Genomic DNA, 18,863 nt, shown 5'->3' with positions numbered 1-18,863 from the left:
ATGTAGTTTTAGCAGGAATTATACGATTTTAAATGAATATAAACTTTACTTAATTACTGTTATTTTTATTGAATTATTCAAAATGAGGGAGGAGCAATGCCCATCATGTATGAACATACCAAAGAAGACATAATCAGAGGAAAAACCTCACTTGGTATTGAATTTGGCTCGACACGGATTAAGGCTGTACTCATCGATCAAAATTTTGAAACTATCGCTTCTAGTAGCTATCAGTGGGAAAATCAATTAATTGATGGTTATTGGACTTACAATCTAGATGAAGCCATTATCGGATTACAGACAACCTATCAACAACTAAAGCTAGAGGTTGAAAAAAATTATGGTCTGCCATTGCAAAAGATTGGCTCGATCGGATGCTCTGCCATGATGCAGGGTTATATTGCACTTGATCAAGCTGGTGAACTGCTGGTTCCATTCCGTACATGGCGCAATACGACCACATATACTGCTACATCACAATTAACGGAAAAATTTCAGTTTAAAATTCCTCAACGTTGGAGTATTGCTCATTTATATCAAGCGATTTTAAACGAGGAGGAGCATGTCGCCAACATCACATATATTACAACCTTATCGGGTTACATCCATTGGTTGTTGACTGACAATAAGGCTCTGGGTGTAGGAGATGCCTCAGGCATGTTCCCAATCGATCAATCTACTAAGCAATTTAATAAAAAGATGATAGCGCAATTTGAAGATTTGATTGCTGATAAAGGCTACCCATGGGAGCTTAAAAATATTTTGCCTAAAGTATATACTGCGGGTGAAAATGCCGGTTATCTCAGTGAAGCTGGTGCTTGCCTGTTAGATCCTTCAGGCACCCTACAAGCAGGAATTCCATTGTGCCCTCCAGAAGGTGATGCGGGAACAGGGATGGTGGCTACGAATAGTGTGGAGAAGCGTACAGGTAACATTTCTGTAGGTACTTCGATTTTTGCGATGTTTGTATTGGAGAAAGATTTGTCTACAGTGTACCCTGAGATTGATATTGTGACCACACCCGAAGGCAACCCTGTTAGCATGGTTCTAGCTAATAATTGCTCCAGTGATATTAATGCTTGGATAGGCTTGTTCCGAGATTTTTATGAAGCAATGGGACTCAAACCGGATATGGATCAGCTATTCAGTGTATTATTCAACAAAGCGTTAGAAGGGGACGCAGATGCAGGTGGGTTGCTTAGCTATGGCTATTATTCAGGCGAGAATATTACAGGGTTTTCACAGGGGCGTCCAATCTTTGTAAGGTCTCCACAAAGCCACTTCAATCTGGCTAACTTTATGAGAGTACATCTGTTTAGCGCATTTGCTGCACTAAGACTTGGTATGGATATTTTGACCCAGAAGGAGCAGGTAACCATTGATCGTATTTTGGCGCATGGCGGATTGTTCAAAACACCCCTAGTAGGTCAAAAAATATGTGCTGCTGCACTAAATGTTCCTGTATCGGTGATGGCTACGGCTAGTGAGGGTGGCGCATGGGGAATAGCAATTTTGGCCTCCTTTATGGTTGATAGGGAAAAGCATAAGGGCTTAGCGTATTACCTTACCAATAAGGTATTTAAGCATGGAGAAGGACAAGAGGTTTGTCCTAATCCGATTGATGTAGAAGGTTTTGCTTTATTTATGGAGCGTTATACGAAAGGACTACCTATTGAGCAGGCTGCGATAGCTAATTTTGTAGAGAATTGGAAGGAATAGTTTCCTCAATCTTAAAGCAAATTCCTGATTGTTCTATAAAAAACAAACCTGCTCAGCTAAAGCCAAGCAGGTTTAACTATTATTATTTTTTTACAACGGGAATCCAGACCTCACTATAATATTGCTTATTCTCCCCACGGCCGTAAATCTCAATGTCTGGTCCCTCTAGCTTCTCGTAGCCTGATGAGGGGAGCCATTCAGAATATACTCTTCTCCATAAGCTACTTGTCATGATGCCCATTTGATCTTCTCCGTGTAACTCTGATGTGAAAATGGCCCATTTTTGAGCTGGAATTGTTACGCTAGTATATCCTTGTGTCTGACTGTGACTAGAAGCAAATGCGAATAACATGTACGGGAATGTTTCTTTTCCAGTATTTCGATAATTTAGTGCAGCATGGATGGAGCACATGCCGGTATAGTCCTCTCCACGCTTACGAAAGTTTGCAGCATCAAAAAGCTTCTCATAAGCGCCTGTTGCATGACACGATTTCCAGAAGCCTGATACACTGTTATTGTCTTGATCAGTTACAGTAGAAAACACCTCTTCAATCCCAAAAATTTCAAAATCTTCCTTATCCACAATCGTATAACGCATGTCTTGATCCCCCTTAATTGATATGTGAAAAGAGATACGAGGGTAGGATCGGAGCATAACCCCTTGCTGTCTAGCTCGTGAAGGTGTGACGCCATGAATTTTTTGAAAGGCACGAGTGAAGGCATCATGGGATTCATATCCGTATTTCATCGCAAGGTCAATAATTTTGATGTCACTGTTTTGAAGCTCTAGTGCAGCTAGCGTTAATCGTCTTCGTCTTACGTATTCTGATGGCGAGATGTCCAAAATATAGGAGAACATTCTTTGAAAATTATAAATAGAGCAGCATGCTATTTTGGCAACCTCTTCGTAATCAATAGTGTCTGCAAGATGACTTTCTAAATATTCAATCGCATTGTTGAAGCGTTTTAAAAGATCCATTCCCTGACCTCCTTTCTAACTCAACAATACAATAACTACATAGAGGAAACTCGACAATTGATGCCGTCTTTTATCTAACTTTATTTTAACACAGTATATTGGGACAGCAGGGTCTGATCCATAACGAGAATAACACGAATTAAATTTAATTAATTAAAATGTTGAGAAAATGTTGTATGCTCTTCTGCTACGTTAGAACTAATATACTAATATTCACATCATGGAGGTTGTGACCGTTGCAGAAGAAGCTTGGTTTTAAAATGATAGTATTGTTTTTGAGTGTATTGATTGTATTACCTTTAAATGCTGGACTGGTAGGAGCAATAGAACCAGGCCCAGGACAAGAGTCATCTGGAAGTGGGGAAAATTACACTTGGAATCAACGTTTTCCTCAAAATTCTCCAGTTCAGCGAACAGCACCCTTAATGGCTTATGACCAAAAGGAAGGAAAAACGCTATTGTTTGGTGGCTATGTGGGTGGAAGTCAGGTTCGTTTAAATGATACCTGGATTTGGGATGGTAATAATTGGAGCGCTGTGGATACTCTTCATTTACCAGCTCCTCGTAGTGGTGGAGGAATGGCGTATGACCAAGCTACTCAGCGTATAGTTATGTTTGGTGGAGATGGTGTAAATTCTTCGCTTGGAGATACTTGGTTATGGAATTGGGATACGATGGATTGGGAGGAACAAGATCCAGTAGTTAGCCCAACACCACGTGGTGTACCCTTTATGTCTTATGATTATAACAATAATAATGTAGTTCTTTTTGGCGGTGGCGTATTTAATGACACATGGGTATGGGATGGAGCTAATCATACTTGGATTAAAAAAAATCCAGCGCATTCTCCTTCAGCACGTGCATTTGGTCAAATGTCCTATGATCCAATAAATCATAACGTCGTATTATTTGGTGGAAATGGCGGAAGCCAAATCTTAAGTGATACATGGACTTGGGATGGAACCGATTGGACACAACACGTGACTGCAAATACACCACCTGCTCGTTTTGGGTATGGTCTATCGTATGATGGAGCACACATTATTCTCTTTGGTGGAGATGGTGTAGGTAATGTGCAGCTCAGAGATACTTGGTTTTGGGATGGAAGTAATTGGACTCAGCAAAATATTGTAACGAATAATCGTGGACATATCGGAATGGTTTACGATGAGAGAAACGATCAGGTTGTATCATTTGGTGGTTATGGTGGCTCCTCAGGAAATCCAATCATTAATGAAACGTGGACACTACAATCGTCCCCGATTGTGACAACAGGATCTGTAGAATCTGTAGGTTCGACATATGCTCAACTTAATGGTGAGCTGGTTATAGCAGGTAAAAAACCAGTACTTGAGCAAGGGATTGAAGTTAAAAATCTTACTAACAATGAGACTGTAAAATATGCAAGTCAAAATAGTGGCATTGGCACATTTGCAATAAAAGCTAGCAACTTAATGCCAAACACCTCATATACGTACAGAGCGTATGCTACTGATTTCTACGGTGTGACCTATGCTCCAAATGAAGGCAGTTTTAATACTTTAGAGCACCCTCCAATTTATTTGGATAGTACAAACTATAGCCTAAGAGTAGGCGGAACACATCAAACAGTAGTAGAAGCTTTAAATGAGGAAGATAATTCTCGATATGTTGTGACAGAAGATTTAACTTTTAGTTCAGCAGATTCCGAAATTGCTTCAGTGGATGAGAATGGACTAGTGACCGCGCATAGTGAGGGAGAGACAGTGATCACTGTTTTATATAAAACGGTTCCTGTTCAAATCACGGTGAAGGTGAGCTATGTTGCACCTGTACTTGTTAATATAGCTTCAGAAAGCAATAAGTACACGCTTGAAAAAGGAAAGACACAACAAACAGTAATTAAAGCTGTATACGATGATGACACATATTTGCCATTAACTGACGACTTGGTATTTACTTCTTTAGATGAAAGTATAGCAACCGTTGATCATAATGGGCTTATTACAGCTAAATCAGCGGGAACAGTACAAATTAAAGTTAGCTATAGCGATATCACTATCGTAATTGAGGTTACTGTAAAAGATAATGCCAATTCTGGTGGTGGTAATGGAGAAAGTCCTGGAGGATCATCAGGTGGTAATAATGGTGGTAATGGTTTCGGTGGATCAGGTGGTGGTTCAGGTAGCAACCAAGGAACAAACCAAGGAACACCTCAGCCTGCGAATAAAGGTGATAACTTGAAGGACCCTGTTAGTGGTGAACCAATAGGGACGGTTGTGAAGCAAGAAAAAGACGGTAAGAAAGAAACAACGATCAAATTAGATGCAGATAAGGCGAAGGACACACTTAACAAATCAAATCGTACGTCGCTAGACATCGATTCTAATGAAGATGTTGATCACACTGTGACTGAAATCCCAGGTCCCCTTGCAAAATGGTTAGATGATAAAGAGGGATCAGTAGAACTTAAAACGAAGCTTGGACGTTATATTTTACCTGCAAAACAGCTTGGCGTTGACCAATTCACAACCGGAAATAATGATGAGCAAAGCTTAAAAGAGCTTCAATATAAGGTAACGGTATCCAAAGCTTCAGACAGTGTAATGCAAAATGTGAAGAGTATCGCTTCTAAAGAAGGTTATAGCGTAATTGGTTCAGCAGTAAACTTTGGGGTGTCTTCCAGTACGAATGGTGTAGAGAAGAAGGTCCCTAACTTTGATCAGTATGCAGTACGTTTAATTGCATTGCCTGAAGGATATGATCCAAACAAAATTACGACAGGGATTATTTATGATCAATCACAAAAATCCTTTATGCATGTTCCTACACAGGTTGTAAAATTGGATGGACAATACTTTGCGAAAATTAATAGCTTAGTTAGCGAGGGTACGTTTGCATTAATATGGAATGAAGAGACCTTTGCAGATACAACAAACCATTGGGGTAAAGACATTATAGATGAAATGGCTTCTCGATTAGTTGTAGAGGGTGTAACGGAGAATACCTTCGATCCAAACCGTGAGATTACGCGTGCGGAGTTTGCGGCGATCGCTGTTCGTGCATTTGGATTGCAGGATGAGACTGCAAAAGGACAAGGCTTTGAAGATGTAGCGAGTGATGCTTGGTATTCTGAATATGTAAATACGGCATCTGCTTACGGTTTGTTAAAGGGCTACAATGATGGCTCATTTAAACCATCTCAGCACATTAGCCGTCAGGAAGCAACTGCAATTTTAGCTCGTGCGATTAAATTGGCTAGGATTGATGCAACTGTAACAGATATCAATACACTAACTGCATATAAAGATGGTAATCAGGTTTCTGAATGGGCGCAAATCAATGTAAGTTATTTAGTGGAAAAAGGGATAATGGCTGGTGATACTACAGGTAGACTTCACGCGCGTAATGCGGTAACTCGTGCAGAAACAGCGGCACTTATGCAACGCATTCTGAAATTCGCTGAACTGATCTAATTATTCAGCCTCACTTTTGGCTTAAATCAAAAGTGAGGCTTTTAATTATTTTGCTACTACTATGGCTCAACATAGAAATTAGGGGTTGGGAGGAAGTTAGCAACCACTAATTTGTGTTTGAGCTAATATTAAAATTTTAAATGTTAAACTTTTAATATTGACGCTTAAAGATAAAACTGTTCTAATTGTATAGACCATTGTATAGCCGCTGGCATAGATAAAAAATGATGGTTTCTATAATTATCCAAAAGACAGAGACATAGAGAGTAACTATTTAGGAGGATGGGATTTTGGAGAAGACGAGGCAAGCTGGTTCTGCAACGAACCAGAAAGAAACAACGAAATATAAAGCAGTACCGATATTGTTTGCAATGCTGTTAAGTGGTTTTATCGGTTTATTTGGGGAAACAGCATTAAATGTAGCATTAACACCGTTAATGGAAATTCTTCAGGTAGGCGAAACAACAATACAGTGGTTAACCACAGGATATTTGCTTGTATTAGGCATTCTTGTTCCAGTGTCAGGATTTTTATTACAGTGGTTTACAACAAGACAGCTATTTACGACATCCTTGATTTTTTCGATCGCAGGTACAATTGTAGCGGCACTTGCCCCTACCTTTGAGTTTTTGCTTGTAGCACGTGTTTTACAGGCGGTAGGAACGGCATTGCTGCTACCACTGATGTTTAATACGATTCTTATTATTTTTCCAGTTGAAAAACGTGGTTCAGCGATGGGCTTAATTGGGCTTGTTATTATGTTTGCTCCAGCAAGTGGGCCTAGTATTTCCGGTTTAATTTTAGCGAATCTAAGCTGGCATTGGATTTTCTGGATTTCATTGCCGTTTTTTATTATTTCACTTGTATTTGGGTTATTGTTCCTTCCGAATATTTCAAAATTGACCAAGCCTAAGATCGATATTTTCTCGATCGTGTTATCCACGCTTGGCTTTGGAGGAATTGTATATGGCTTTAGTAGTGCAGGAGGACATGGTGAAGGAGCGGGAGGTTGGTCTAGTCCAACTGTGATGATTTCGCTAGCTGTTGGTATTGTCTCTTTGTTATTGTTCAGTATCAGACAGCTAAAAATGAAGCAACCGATGATGGATTTGCGTGTATTTAAATATCCGATGTTTACGATTGGTTTAATCCTTATTTTTATTTGTATGATGATGATGTTATCCTCCATGCTAATATTACCAATGTATCTCCAACGTGGTATGGCGGTTTCGGCATTAACGGCAGGCTTAGTGTTGTTGCCAGGAAGTTTACTTAATGGATTATTGTCTCCAATCATGGGACGACTCTTTGATAAGTTTGGACCCAAATGGCTAGTTAAAATCGGACTACTCGTTGTAGCCCTTGTTTTATATATGTACACAGGGATAACACCAACAACCTCATTAGGTACTATTATTACGATGCACCTTTTCATGATGGTTGGCATTTCGATGATCATGATGCCTGCTCAAACGAATGGACTAAATCAACTGCCACCTGAGTATTATCCACATGGAACGGCAATTATGAACACGTTACAACAGGTATCGGGGGCAATTGGGACGGCGGTTGCTGTAAGTATTCTTGCGGCAAGTCAACTTAGCTTCCTAAAAGATGTAAGTGATCCAGAAAGCTTAGCGAATAAACTGAGTAGCTTTACGTATGGCGTGCAAAATGCGTTTATTTTTGCGCTTGTGCTCTGTATCATTGGCCTTGTAATTTCGTTATTTATAAAACGTGTTGTAGTAGGAAATAAGCAAGCTCAGCAGGGGAATATGCATTAAGCTGTATTTAGGCAATTCATATAAAAGTTAATGGACCGTCCTGATTGTATAATCTGGACGGTTTTTGCTGTAGTAGATAGCAGAGAGAGGGAGGATTTTGATATAATAAAATAAAACGATGGGGCGATGAATACCACAATGTGTTTCATCTTCGAGAAGATCGAACTTTGATACCTTTAGTTGATGATATTGAAGTGCATTTTTTAGAACTAAGCAAGCTAGATGATGTAATTCCAACTCAAAGTGGTTTGAAAAATTGGCTTCTATTTCTTAAAAGTGTTGATACTACTTATTGGGAGGTGCTGAAGATGAATGAACCTGGACTTACTAAGGCAATGGATACACTACAGTATTTAAGTCAAGATACGGAGGCTAGACGTTTATATGAAGCACGTCAAAAGTATCTTCATGATGAAGCCTCGATGCTAGAGGGCGCAAAACAGGTTGGTATGCGTGAAGGCATGAAGGAAGGTATGAAGGAAGGTTTAAAGAAAGGGGTTATAGAAGTTGCCAAGAATATGCTTGAATTGAAAATGGATATAACCACTATAGCTAATGTAACTGGATTATCTGAGGATGAAATCTCGAAATTGAAAAATTAAAGAGATAAACCCATCAGTCATTTTGATATTATAAGATCCAAATCTAGCTACTTCATTTGTATCTTTGCAAATATTAAATCCGAACTATTACAGAATTCAATTTTTCTGTATAATAGTTCGGATTTTTATTTGGTTATTTACAGCACTCCTGCTTCGTAAACTGAATATAATAGCAGCAATGAGTAAATAAGGAGGAACCAGCATGAAGGCAATTGCAACGACATTACCTGGCTTGATCGTCACTGAGGGAAAGGTGTTCAAGGATGATCGAGGTTTTTTTATGGAAACGTATAATCAGGCACAATTTGAAGCATTAGGCTTAAATTATCAATTTGTACAGGATAATCATTCATATTCTCGTGAGACAGGCACGATTAGAGGGTTACATTATCAGCTTGCACCAAAGGCGCAAAGTAAGCTTGTACGTGTCTTAAAAGGAGCGATTTATGATGTTGCAGTAGATTTACGCCAGGATTCGCCCACGTTTAAGCAGTGGTACGGTATTATTTTGACCGATCATAACTCACGTCAGCTTCTGATTCCCAAAGGATTTGCCCATGGCTTTTGTACTTTAGTTCCAGATACAGAGGTTGCCTACAAGGTGGATAGCTTGTATTCGAGTAAGCACGATCGAGGAATTGCATGGGATGACCCTGAGCTTGATATTGATTGGCCTGAAAAGGAGGTCACATTATCCGATAAGGATCGAAGTCACCCTTACTTACGTGATGCGGAGTTCCGTTTTCGGTTATAGGGATAGGCTTTACTTCTATAGAAAGGATTTTTTAACCTGCCACTTTAGTATGGGGATTCGAGATATACTTTTGCAGGCTTTTAAATATTAAGGGGGGAAATCAGTGGAACATGGTTCTAAGCAACGAGTGATGGTAACGGGAGGCAAGGGGCAATTAGGCAAGGACGTAGTAGAGCTGCTTAAGCGTGCAGGGTATGAGGTTTTTCCCGTAGATCGGGAAGAAATGGATATTACAAATTTTGATCGGTGTCATGAGGTGATGCACTGTATAAAGCCACATATTGTTATTCATACTGCTGCGTATACCGAGGTAGATGCCGCAGAACGTGATCGTGAGGCCGCTTTTCTTATCAATGCGTATGGAACACGTAATGTAGCGGTGGTCGCAGAGCAGCTTCGCGCTAAGCTTATCTATATTAGTACTGATTATGTGTTTAGTGGGCAAGGGAAGCAACCGAGAAATGAGTTTCATACCGTGTCACCTATTAATGTGTATGGGGCCTCTAAGCTTGCAGGAGAATCCTTTGTAAAGGAACTTCATTCCCAATATTTTATTGTTCGGACATCATGGGTTTATGGACAACATGGCAAAAACTTTGTAAAAACGATGTTATCTTTAGCTGAAAAGCATGAAGAAGTTTCAGTCGTAGATGATCAGATTGGTTGTCCTACCTATACAATGGATCTAGCAGCAACCATAATTGATTTAATAAAAACTTCTAAATACGGAATTTATCATGTTTCTAATTCTGGATCTTGTTCATGGCATGAGTTTGCTTCCGCTATTTTTGAGTTAACAAAGAGTGGTACATTGGCAAATCCAGTGTCTACAGAGCAATTTCCACGCCCAGCTGCAAGGCCATCCTATTCGGTATTTGATCATATGTCATTACGTTTAAATGGGTTCAATACACCTCGACCATGGAAGGAAGCGTTAGCTGAGTTTTTATCACTTTTATCTTCTCGTTAAATTGACCACTGTATTAAACACGAGCAGGTAATGGTAATTATAATAGCGGTTATTTATGCTGTGTAAAAGGATTTAGTGCTTGATTAACTATGATTGAAATTATAAATATACGAAGAAATGTATGAATAATAATCAAGCACTATTATAATTTAATAAAAATTACATAAAAATACTGTAGCAATTCCGAGTAAACCAATGTATAATTACGGAAAGAAAAAAAGGAAGGTTGAGCAGCATGATTTCGTTATCAAATATTAATGTTACATTTCAGAGTAAAGCTCAGTCTGTTGTCGCGGTACGGAACGTTGACTTACAGGTTGAGGCCGGCGATATATTTGGTATTGTAGGCTATAGTGGGGCTGGGAAAAGCACGCTAGTCCGCATTATTAATTTGTTGCAACGACCTTCTTCGGGACAAGTGATTGTGAATGGGCAAGATTTGTTATCGTTAAATGCAAAGCAGCTTCGGACAGCTAGAAAAAAAATCGGAATGATTTTTCAGCATTTTAATTTGATGGCGTCACGCACGATTTATGATAACGTGGATTATCCGCTTAAAAGCTCAAAGCTTTCAAAGAAGGAAAGGGATGCTAAGGTTAGGGAGCTACTAGAGCTAGTAGGCTTGTCAGATAAACTGGCGGCATATCCTTCACAGCTATCTGGTGGACAAAAGCAACGTGTGGCGATCGCAAGAGCGTTAGCTAATGATCCTGAAATTTTACTGTGTGACGAGGCAACAAGTGCCCTTGACCCCAAAACAACACAATCAATTTTGGAGCTACTCAAAGCTTTAAATAAAAAGCTAGGTTTAACAATTGTCATCATTACCCATGAAATGCAGGTGGTTAAGGAGATTTGTAACCGAGTTGCGGTAATGGAGGCAGGAGAGGTTGTAGAGCAAGGCGATATCGTATCGATCTTTAGTAATCCACAAAACAGCTTAACGAAGGACTTTATTAATACTGCGACACATATTGATCAAATGATCGACAAAATTAAGGCGCATCCTTCACTTACGAAGCTAGGAACAGATGATATATTGTGCAAAATCTCATTTGTTGGTGATAACACAAGTCAACCTATCATTTCAGAAATTTCTGCAAAGTATGGCGTTTCTACAAATATTTTATTTGGAAATGTAGAGGTACTCCAGCAGACAGCAATTGGCCAGCTTATCGTTGTGTTTTCAGGTGACGGAGCTAAACTAGAGGAAGCCATTCACTATTTAAATGTAAACCAAGTATCCATTGAATATATTAATATTCCCGGTTTGCAGGAGCAAAGCAAGGTAGGTGCGTTAGTATGATAGAGTTTTTCCAGCAATACTTCCCAAATGTCATTGACTTAAAGGATGACATCATAAGCAGTACGTATGAAACATTGTATATGGTTGCTGCAACCTCATTGTTTTCTGCAATCTTTGGCATTTTGCTAGGTGTGATTATGGTCGTGATTGATGAAGGCGGGATACTTGAAAACAAATGGTTATACAGCATTTTAGGTAAAATTATTAATTTGTTTAGATCCATTCCTTTTATCATTTTAATTGCGGCAGTTGTTCCATTAACAAGGCTTATTACTGGAACCTCTATTGGAATGAACGCAGCCATTGTCCCACTAGTCATTGGGATCGTTCCCTTTTACGCCAGACAAATTCAAAATGCATTACTTGAGGTTGATCCTGGTATTATTGAGGCGGCACAATCGATGGGCTCAGGGCCAATAGAAATTATTTTTAGAGTGTACCTAAAAGAAGGACTAACGGGTATTATTCGCGCCTCCTCTGTCACTGTCATTAACTTAATTGGTTTAACAACTATGGCAGGTGCAATTGGTTCGGGTGGACTTGGTAGCCTAGCGATTAACAAAGGCTATAACCGATTCCAAAGCGATATTACAATCGTCGCTACGATCTTAATCCTAATTCTCGTGTTTATATGCCAATTTATTGGCGACTACTTCACCAAAAAATCTACGCATTAAGATTCTAGCTAAATTGGTAATAAGAAAGCTTTAATGAGTACAAAACGCACTCTATTAAAAGGCGTTTTGCATAAATCTATGCTTCACCTTACAATAAGCAGTATAATTAAGGGTCAAGCTTAAAATCAATAGTAGAACGGAAGAGTGGTAGTTAGCGTAAGGACAAAGGGATTGTGGAGAAATGGAATGTTCGCCTCATTAAAGTCTAATTTCTACCTAATAAAAGTTCAATCGGAAAATTAGACTTTAATAGCGATCGAAGCAACCCTTTGGAGTGAAGCGGCACCTCTGCCCAAACATCATTGATTTTCTTGAGCCCTAATCTATATCAAAAAAACTATTGAAAAGAGGACATCAATCATGGCAAAAGTAGAAAGCTTTCAATTAGATCACAATATCGTAAAGGCACCTTATGTAAGAGCAGCAGGTGTGGAGCATGATGAAAAAGGAAGCACCGTTCAAAAATACGATTTGAGATTTTTACAACCCAATAAAGATGCAATTCCAACAGCTGCACTTCATACCTTAGAACACTTACTAGCAACATATTTAAGAGATGAGCTTCAAGGCATTATTGATATTTCTCCAATGGGCTGTAGAACTGGCTTTTATATGATTTTGTGGAATGAGCATTCTCCAGAAGAGGTTGCGACAGCATTAGAGAAAACATTACGTAAAGTATTAGAAACTACTGATGTTCCAGCGGTTTCTGCACTTGAGTGTGGTAATTATAAAGATCATTCCTTATTTTCTGCAAAAGAATATGCAAAGCTTGTACTTGAAGCAGGAATTAGCAGAGATCCATTTGAGCGAGTGCTATAAGAGCTTATGATTACGATCGATTTATCGGGACAGACGGTTGTTGTTACTGGCGGAAAATCAGGGATTGGCGCAGGCATTGTTGAGTTGTTTCTTACGAGCGGGGCAACCGTGATTTCTGCTGATATAGCTTATCCAGACGTATATCATAGCGTTCATGCTCATTTGATTGAAGCACATTTAAACATCGCTAGCTCAGAGGATATCAATCGCTTTTTTGAAGCTGTACAGCAAAATGCCGGTATTCCTGATGTGATCGTGAACTGTGCTGGAATTTCCACGATGGATTATGTGATTGATAGTAAACTAGAGGATTGGAATAAGGTGTTTGCAATCAATTCTACAGGTCTATATTGGATTTCTAAGTTATTTGCAGAAGCGATGGTAAGGGGTAACAAAGCAGGGCGTATTATTCAAATTGCGTCCCAAGCAGGTAAAAATGGATACAGAGCAATGGGAGGTTATTGTGCCTCTAAGCATGCGGTGTTAGGACTCACCAAAGTAATGGGTGTAGAACTAGCTAAGCATAACGTATTGGTGAATGCAGTGTGTCCAGGCATCGTCGAGACACCAATGAAGCACCGTGAGCGTGTGGAGGGTGGCGTAATTCGCGGGATGACGGCACAAGAAATATATGAAGAGGATTGCTCACAAATTCCTCTTGGTCGAACTGCAGAAGTGAGTGATGTAGCCAATGTTGTTTTATTTTTAGCGAGTCCGTTAGCTTCTTATATGACTGGGCAAGCGATTAATGTAACAGGCGGCATGACGATGAATTAACATTTTAGGGGGCAAAAAGATGAAGAAGAAATTAATTGGAATTTTAGCGTTAAGTGTACTATTAATTGTAGCAGGATGCAGCAGCAAAGACGCTAGCAGCAACAAAACTTCATCTGGAGCCCAAAAAATCGTCATTGGCTCTATGGGGTCTGATGCACAGATTTGGAAGCACATCGCGGCGTCTCAAGGGGCAAAGGATGCGAACCTGCAAATCGAGGTTAAGGAAATTGAAGGCGGTGTAGAAACAAACAACGCAACAAAAGAAGGCGAAGTAGATGTAAATGCCTTTCAATCCTGGGCGTATCTTGTTAGCTACAACAAAGATAGTAAAGCGAATCTTACCGCTGTAGCTACAACTTATTTGGAGCCAATGGGAATTTACTCTCAAAAGGTGAAGGATATTAAAGATGTTCCTGATGGTGCATTAGTTGCACTGGCGGATAATCCTGCAAACACTGCAAGAGGACTTAATCTATTACAAGCATCAGGTCTTATTAAGCTAAAGTCTGACTTTAACGCTGCGACTGGAACTGTCAATGATATTACAGAAAATCCTAAAAATCTAAAATTTGAGCTTATCGATGATACAACTGGACCACGTGTCATTCAAGACGTTGATTTAGTATTAATCGGTAATACAATCGCGCTTGAGGGTGGGCTTAATGTATTAAAGGACTCCTTGTTTCATGAGCAAATTTCCGAGGATACGCGTAATAACATCAATGTATTAGTAACAACTGAGGATAAGAAAAATGATCCTGGTATTTTAAAGCTAGGGGAGCTTTACCACAGTGAGGATACGCAAAAATATATTGAAGCTGAGTTTGGTGGAACAAAGGTCGCTGTGAATAAACCCATCTCTTACTTAGAGCAATAGGAGGAAGGTTTCTTATGAGAATCGCCCTCATTTGTGCAATGGAAGAGGAAATCGCGTCTTTGCGTAAAAAAGCTACAATTTTGAAAAAAACGGTGATTGGGAAAACGATCATTGAGGAGGCACAACTGGAGGGGCTTGATCAGCATGAGCTCATCCTTGTTGAAAGTGGGATTGGCAAGGTAAATGCCGCGGTTGCCGCTACCATCGTCATTGAACGTTATCAGCCAGACTTGCTCATCAATAGTGGTTCAGCAGGGGCGTTTGATACACAGCTTCAGGTCGGAGATGTTGTCATTCCAACCTCCTATACGTATGGGGATGTGGATGCTACCTGCTTTGGTTATGAACGTGGGCAGGTTCCGCAAATGCCATCAGGATATGTGATTGATGCTGATAGACTAAAAGAGGTACGTTTCATTTATGAACAGTCTAAAGCGGAGATTAACTACGCTGTAGATTTTGGTCTTACATTAACGTTAGATTCCTTTATGAGTGATGATGAGAAGGTCGCTGATATTTATCGCAACTTCCCAGCTACGAAAGTATCTGACATGGAGGGGCTTGCGATTATTCAAGCGGCAGATCAATATGGCATACCGGTTATTGCAGTGAAGGCTGTGTCAGATATCGTTGGTCATGGTCAGGAGTCAGCGGATAGCTTTGACAACAATCTATGGTTTGCGGCAGAGCGCTCCATTCATTTTACAGAGCTACTGTTACACAAGCTTAGCTCATAGGCTTCATATTATTTAAATGAATATAATGAAATTACTAAAGATTCATCGTTAATCTCTCTTTCAGGGATTAGCGGTGAATTTTTTGTTGCTAGTGTAATATGGTAAACTGTAGGTATACATTTTACTCAAGTGAAGTGTAAAGCGTTAGTTAACTACACATGTTCAAAAAAGGGAGTGTATGCACTAATGACAGGGGAACCCGTCGTTCAACTTAAGGGCGTCACGAAGCAAATTGGCAAGAAAAAGATTATTGATAATTTAACCTTAGACATTCCAGCAGGACAAGTCTTTGGTTTCCTTGGACCTAATGGTTCAGGGAAAACGACAACGATTCGGATGATGGTTGGGCTGATGTCGTTAACCCAAGGGGATATTTTGATTCAAGGTCAAAGTATTAAAACGCATTATGAGCAAGCAATCGCTCATGTAGGGGCAATTGTTGAAAATCCAGAAATGTATAAATTTTTGACTGGATATCAAAATTTAATTCATTATGCACGGATGTCTTCTGGTGTTACTGAGGAACGCATTGAAGAAGCTATCGCACTAGTAGGCTTGGGAGCAAGAATTCACGATAAGGTTAAGACATATTCTCTGGGGATGAGACAACGGCTTGGTGTTGCACAAGCCATATTACACCGTCCACGCCTTTTAATTTTGGACGAGCCTACCAATGGATTAGATCCACAAGGGATTCGTGAATTAAGAGACTATTTACGACTGCTTGCTCGAGAAGAAGGGATTACAGTATTCGTATCTAGCCATTTGTTGTCTGAGATGGAATTGATGTGTGATTCCGTAGCGGTGATTCAGAGTGGGCGTTTAGTCGATGTGAGAACGTTAAAGGACAATGATTCTGGGCTTACTGCACATCAGGTTGTTTTTGAAGTTAATGATGCGAAGCGGGCGGTAGAGATCGTTGGCGAAGGTCGCGATGAGGGCAATATCTTCATAGTTTCTGCGGATCGAGAGCAAATTGCGGCTATTAATGCGAAGCTTGTAATGGCAGGTCTTTTGGTATATAGCATTTATACGAAGGTAACCTCACTTGAGGATCAATTCCTTGAGTTGACGGGAGGTGGGCATATTGAATAGCTTTGTAAGATTAGTTCAAAACGAAAATATGAAAATGTATCGTCGTCCACGTACGTGGATTATGATTGGCTTAACGATTGCTTTAGTTTTTATTTTTGGTATCGTAAGTAAGCTTGAGCCCTCAACCGCAGATATGACTGCTGTGGTAATGATGAATAACCTGCTTACCATGTTTTTCCTAGTTAATATTTTTTCGATTGTTATTATTGCAGAAATTGTAGCAAGTGAATTTACATGGGGAACGATCAAGCTGTTATTAATTCGTCCGTCCTCACGCTATAAAATATTAGCTTCCAAGCTAGTTGCAGCGTTATTATTTACAATAGGCTTTACGTTAGTTTTTCTTCTGGCAGCAGGATTGATCTCCTTTACCTTGTTTAAGACAACAGGTATGGCGCAGACAGATCTTATGTTTGCTAATATGACTAAGGAATTTGGTTATGGGTTGATTACATTATTTGTAATTTTAACTTTTGCTTTTATGTTGTCCACCGTATTCCGCTCGAGTGGGATTGCGATTGGCTTGGCAATGTTTCTGTATATGACGTCGAACATATGGATGTTGTTATTTAACCCTGAAAAGTATGCGTGGGCGAAATATTTAATTTTTGTGAATCTAAATTTAACGCAATATTTAGGTGGGGGTTCGAGGTTTGAAGGGATGTCACTTTCCTTCTCGTTAGCTGTCTTAGCTGTTCATGTTCTTTTGTTTTTGGGGATCTCCTTTTGGGTATTTAAGAAACGCGATGTTGCAGCTTAAAATTTAATAAAAAAAAGAAGCAGGGTGATTAGCTTACCCTGCTTCGGGTTGTTGTGCTAATTTTCTGTTTTTTTCCTTCACGGGTGCAGAGGAGGGACGTCCCATTTTACTAGTGCCATTTAGCATGCCACCTTCTACAATGATAAGTTGAGTCACATGGACATTCCCATCAATTTGTCCATTTTTTAAAATCGTTAATCGATCCTGAGCTTGAATATCACCCGTGACCTTGCCTGCAACGATAACCTCATTTGCGATAATATTCGAATTAATATCTCCTTGCTCCCCGATAATGACTGTAGCCCCGCAATGAATTTCACCATTAAAATGACCATCGATTCTCAGGTCTGTTTCACAATTTATTTTCCCTTCACTTTTACACCCCTCTCCTAAAATGGTTGGAATGGCTTTATTTTTTCGCATATAACATCCTCCCTAGCATAGTTTTGTATTCCCACATCTAGTTTTCTACATTGAGTTATATAAATAGTTACTGTTCGCTGGAAACATAATTTAAGGGATCTACAAGTTGATTATTTTTCATAATTTCAAAATGCAGGTGTGCACCTGTGCTACGTCCTGTATTGCCAAGTTTGCCGATGTTCTGACCTTTTGTCACTTGCTCTCCTTTAGCTACGACTGATTTTTGCAGATGTAAATACCAGCTTTGTATTCCATTGGGATGCTGAATCACTATATAATTGCCACGCGAAGAGCTAGCTTCGCTTGTAATGACTGTACCCGCTGCTGCTGCATACACAGGATCCCCAATTTTCCCACCGATATCGATACCAGCATGAAAGGCGGCTTTACCTGAAAAAGGGTCAGTACGATAACCAAAGTTGGAGGTCAGTCGTGTCGATAACGTAGGCCAACCTGAGGGTGTACCAGATAAGCTATATTGCGTCTGTCTAGCACGCTTCAATGTAATTGGTAAATTTTTTTCCATTTCATTTAACATTTTGTTAATCATCTCATAGTCTTGGTGTGTCTCAATAGCAAGCTGATCTATTTCATTGTCATGCACTGCGATAAACTCACCTCCTAATCCATTAAAGTCATCACTATCCTTAGACGCCGAAGCAGGAACCTTGCTGCCTGTGTGGTATTTATTAATAAAGCGTTGTAGCTCATCCTCAAGAGCAGAGACACGTTCTAATTTTCCTACCATATTTTTGGCTTCGGCTGACAGTTGAATCACTTCATTTTGGAGCCGTGTGATCGCCTGTTCTTTATTTGTGACGACGACATCAAATTGGTATTGCTGGGCGTAGACCTGCTGTTGTAGTTGTGCGATTTGTTGATTGGATTGCAGCTTCATATGAACAATTAAGCCTGAGATGGAAAGTAGGGCGACCATTGGAACGACGATGATGAGTGGCTTGGACAATTGAATTTGTCTAACAGGCTGATGAGCTTCTCTTACAACCAGTATGGTCATTTGTCGACTAAGATTAGTATTTTTCATCGCATCCCCTTCCTTTCTATAAAATATCACTTTACCATTATCTATTCGTCTAACTTTCGAAACATGTCTATTATTATTTTA

Annotated in this window: 16 protein-coding genes and 1 pseudogene; 14 read left to right on the top strand and 3 right to left on the bottom strand. The window is 39.7% G+C overall.

The window, feature by feature from the left end; genetic code table 11:
• Positions 1 to 105 precede the first annotated feature (105 nt).
• The gene (locus J2Z32_RS00915; RefSeq protein WP_210087261.1) at positions 106 to 1,719 is read left to right on the top strand and encodes a xylulokinase; all 1,614 of its coding nucleotides are present in this window, start codon (positions 106 to 108) and stop codon (positions 1,717 to 1,719) included.
• Positions 1,720 to 1,801: 82 nt separating this feature from the next.
• On the opposite strand, the gene J2Z32_RS00910 is transcribed toward J2Z32_RS00915, so the two are convergent.
• Positions 1,802 to 2,698 (bottom strand): AraC family transcriptional regulator, encoded by an 897-nt coding sequence (locus J2Z32_RS00910; protein ID WP_210087260.1) that lies wholly within the window; start codon positions 2,696 to 2,698, stop codon positions 1,802 to 1,804.
• A 236-nt stretch (positions 2,699 to 2,934) separates the two neighbouring features.
• Here J2Z32_RS00910 and J2Z32_RS00905 point away from each other — a divergent pair, with 236 nt between their 5' ends.
• The 13 genes and pseudogenes from J2Z32_RS00905 to J2Z32_RS00845 all read left to right on the top strand — a co-directional run bounded on the left by J2Z32_RS00905 (position 2,935) and on the right by J2Z32_RS00845 (position 17,314).
• Positions 2,935 to 6,153 carry an S-layer homology domain-containing protein gene (locus tag J2Z32_RS00905; RefSeq protein ID WP_245251016.1) on the top strand — a complete coding sequence of 1,073 codons (3,219 nt, stop codon included), beginning with the start codon at positions 2,935 to 2,937 and terminating at the stop codon, positions 6,151 to 6,153.
• Positions 6,154 to 6,524: 371 nt separating this feature from the next.
• A complete protein-coding gene (locus tag J2Z32_RS00900) occupies positions 6,525 to 7,937 on the top strand; it encodes a DHA2 family efflux MFS transporter permease subunit (protein WP_210087534.1) in 1,413 nt (470 codons plus the stop codon).
• Positions 7,938 to 8,062: 125 nt separating this feature from the next.
• Positions 8,063 to 8,539, top strand: a pseudogene (locus tag J2Z32_RS00895) (Rpn family recombination-promoting nuclease/putative transposase); the annotation flags it as partial.
• A 202-nt stretch (positions 8,540 to 8,741) separates the two neighbouring features.
• Positions 8,742 to 9,293 carry a dTDP-4-dehydrorhamnose 3,5-epimerase gene (rfbC, locus tag J2Z32_RS00890; protein WP_210087259.1) on the top strand — a complete coding sequence of 184 codons (552 nt, stop codon included), beginning with the start codon at positions 8,742 to 8,744 and terminating at the stop codon, positions 9,291 to 9,293.
• Between the two features lie 130 nt (positions 9,294 to 9,423).
• On the top strand, positions 9,424 to 10,263 hold the full coding sequence (gene rfbD / locus J2Z32_RS00885; protein WP_210087532.1) for a dTDP-4-dehydrorhamnose reductase: 840 nt from the start codon (positions 9,424 to 9,426) through the stop codon (positions 10,261 to 10,263).
• Positions 10,264 to 10,498: 235 nt separating this feature from the next.
• Positions 10,499 to 11,569 carry a methionine ABC transporter ATP-binding protein gene (locus J2Z32_RS00880; RefSeq protein ID WP_210087258.1) on the top strand — a complete coding sequence of 357 codons (1,071 nt, stop codon included), beginning with the start codon at positions 10,499 to 10,501 and terminating at the stop codon, positions 11,567 to 11,569.
• Positions 11,566 to 12,246 carry a methionine ABC transporter permease gene (locus tag J2Z32_RS00875; RefSeq protein ID WP_210087257.1) on the top strand — a complete coding sequence of 227 codons (681 nt, stop codon included), beginning with the start codon at positions 11,566 to 11,568 and terminating at the stop codon, positions 12,244 to 12,246. The genes J2Z32_RS00880 and J2Z32_RS00875 overlap by 4 nt, the downstream gene beginning before the upstream one ends.
• Before the next feature lie 360 nt (positions 12,247 to 12,606).
• The gene (locus J2Z32_RS00870; protein WP_210087256.1) at positions 12,607 to 13,068 is read left to right on the top strand and encodes an S-ribosylhomocysteine lyase; all 462 of its coding nucleotides are present in this window, start codon (positions 12,607 to 12,609) and stop codon (positions 13,066 to 13,068) included.
• A gap of 6 nt (positions 13,069 to 13,074) precedes the next feature.
• A complete protein-coding gene (locus tag J2Z32_RS00865; RefSeq protein ID WP_210087255.1) occupies positions 13,075 to 13,845 on the top strand; it encodes an SDR family NAD(P)-dependent oxidoreductase in 771 nt (256 codons plus the stop codon).
• A gap of 19 nt (positions 13,846 to 13,864) precedes the next feature.
• Positions 13,865 to 14,722, top strand: coding sequence for a MetQ/NlpA family ABC transporter substrate-binding protein (locus tag J2Z32_RS00860; protein ID WP_210087254.1), 858 nt, complete (start codon positions 13,865 to 13,867; stop codon positions 14,720 to 14,722).
• Positions 14,723 to 14,736: 14 nt separating this feature from the next.
• Complete coding sequence (gene mtnN, locus J2Z32_RS00855) at positions 14,737 to 15,459, top strand: 5'-methylthioadenosine/S-adenosylhomocysteine nucleosidase (protein ID WP_210087253.1); 723 nt, start codon at positions 14,737 to 14,739, stop codon at positions 15,457 to 15,459.
• 186 nt (positions 15,460 to 15,645) lie between these two features.
• Positions 15,646 to 16,554 (top strand): ABC transporter ATP-binding protein, encoded by a 909-nt coding sequence (locus J2Z32_RS00850; protein ID WP_210087252.1) that lies wholly within the window; start codon positions 15,646 to 15,648, stop codon positions 16,552 to 16,554.
• Positions 16,547 to 17,314: an ABC transporter permease gene (locus tag J2Z32_RS00845; RefSeq protein ID WP_210087251.1), complete on the top strand. Its 768-nt coding sequence runs from the start codon at positions 16,547 to 16,549 to the stop codon at positions 17,312 to 17,314. The genes J2Z32_RS00850 and J2Z32_RS00845 overlap by 8 nt, the downstream gene beginning before the upstream one ends.
• A gap of 33 nt (positions 17,315 to 17,347) precedes the next feature.
• Here the strand turns inward: J2Z32_RS00845 and J2Z32_RS00840 are convergent, their stop codons facing one another.
• Together J2Z32_RS00840 and J2Z32_RS00835 are read right to left on the bottom strand one after the other, a co-directional pair.
• Positions 17,348 to 17,737: a bactofilin family protein gene (locus J2Z32_RS00840; protein WP_210087250.1), complete on the bottom strand. Its 390-nt coding sequence runs from the start codon at positions 17,735 to 17,737 to the stop codon at positions 17,348 to 17,350.
• A gap of 67 nt (positions 17,738 to 17,804) precedes the next feature.
• Positions 17,805 to 18,782 carry a M23 family metallopeptidase gene (locus J2Z32_RS00835; protein ID WP_210087249.1) on the bottom strand — a complete coding sequence of 326 codons (978 nt, stop codon included), beginning with the start codon at positions 18,780 to 18,782 and terminating at the stop codon, positions 17,805 to 17,807.
• Between the last annotated feature and the right edge of the window lie 81 nt (positions 18,783 to 18,863).

The organism is Paenibacillus turicensis (assembly GCF_017873435.1).
Classification (GTDB): Bacteria; Bacillota; Bacilli; order Paenibacillales; family Paenibacillaceae; genus Fontibacillus; species Fontibacillus turicensis.
The sequence above is the reverse complement of the archived record's forward strand: the minus strand, read 5'-3'. Positions and strand labels throughout refer to the sequence as shown.

Bases quoted from the DNA above. Each gene is read 5' to 3' on its own strand.
- J2Z32_RS00915 (WP_210087261.1), top strand. From the start codon at position 106: ATGTATGAACATACCAAAGAAGACATAATCAGAGGAAAAACCTCACTT.
- J2Z32_RS00910 (WP_210087260.1), bottom strand. From the start codon at position 2,698: ATGGATCTTTTAAAACGCTTCAACAATGCGATTGAATATTTAGAAAGT.
- J2Z32_RS00900 (WP_210087534.1), top strand. From the start codon at position 6,525: ATGCTGTTAAGTGGTTTTATCGGTTTATTTGGGGAAACAGCATTAAAT.
- rfbC (WP_210087259.1), top strand. From the start codon at position 8,742: ATGAAGGCAATTGCAACGACATTACCTGGCTTGATCGTCACTGAGGGA.
- rfbD (WP_210087532.1), top strand. From the start codon at position 9,424: ATGGTAACGGGAGGCAAGGGGCAATTAGGCAAGGACGTAGTAGAGCTG.
- J2Z32_RS00880 (WP_210087258.1), top strand. From the start codon at position 10,499: ATGATTTCGTTATCAAATATTAATGTTACATTTCAGAGTAAAGCTCAG.
- J2Z32_RS00875 (WP_210087257.1), top strand. From the start codon at position 11,566: ATGATAGAGTTTTTCCAGCAATACTTCCCAAATGTCATTGACTTAAAG.
- J2Z32_RS00870 (WP_210087256.1), top strand. From the start codon at position 12,607: ATGGCAAAAGTAGAAAGCTTTCAATTAGATCACAATATCGTAAAGGCA.
- J2Z32_RS00865 (WP_210087255.1), top strand. From the start codon at position 13,075: ATGATTACGATCGATTTATCGGGACAGACGGTTGTTGTTACTGGCGGA.
- J2Z32_RS00860 (WP_210087254.1), top strand. From the start codon at position 13,865: ATGAAGAAGAAATTAATTGGAATTTTAGCGTTAAGTGTACTATTAATT.
- mtnN (WP_210087253.1), top strand. From the start codon at position 14,737: ATGAGAATCGCCCTCATTTGTGCAATGGAAGAGGAAATCGCGTCTTTG.
- J2Z32_RS00850 (WP_210087252.1), top strand. From the start codon at position 15,646: ATGACAGGGGAACCCGTCGTTCAACTTAAGGGCGTCACGAAGCAAATT.
- J2Z32_RS00840 (WP_210087250.1), bottom strand. From the start codon at position 17,737: ATGCGAAAAAATAAAGCCATTCCAACCATTTTAGGAGAGGGGTGTAAA.
- J2Z32_RS00835 (WP_210087249.1), bottom strand. From the start codon at position 18,782: ATGAAAAATACTAATCTTAGTCGACAAATGACCATACTGGTTGTAAGA.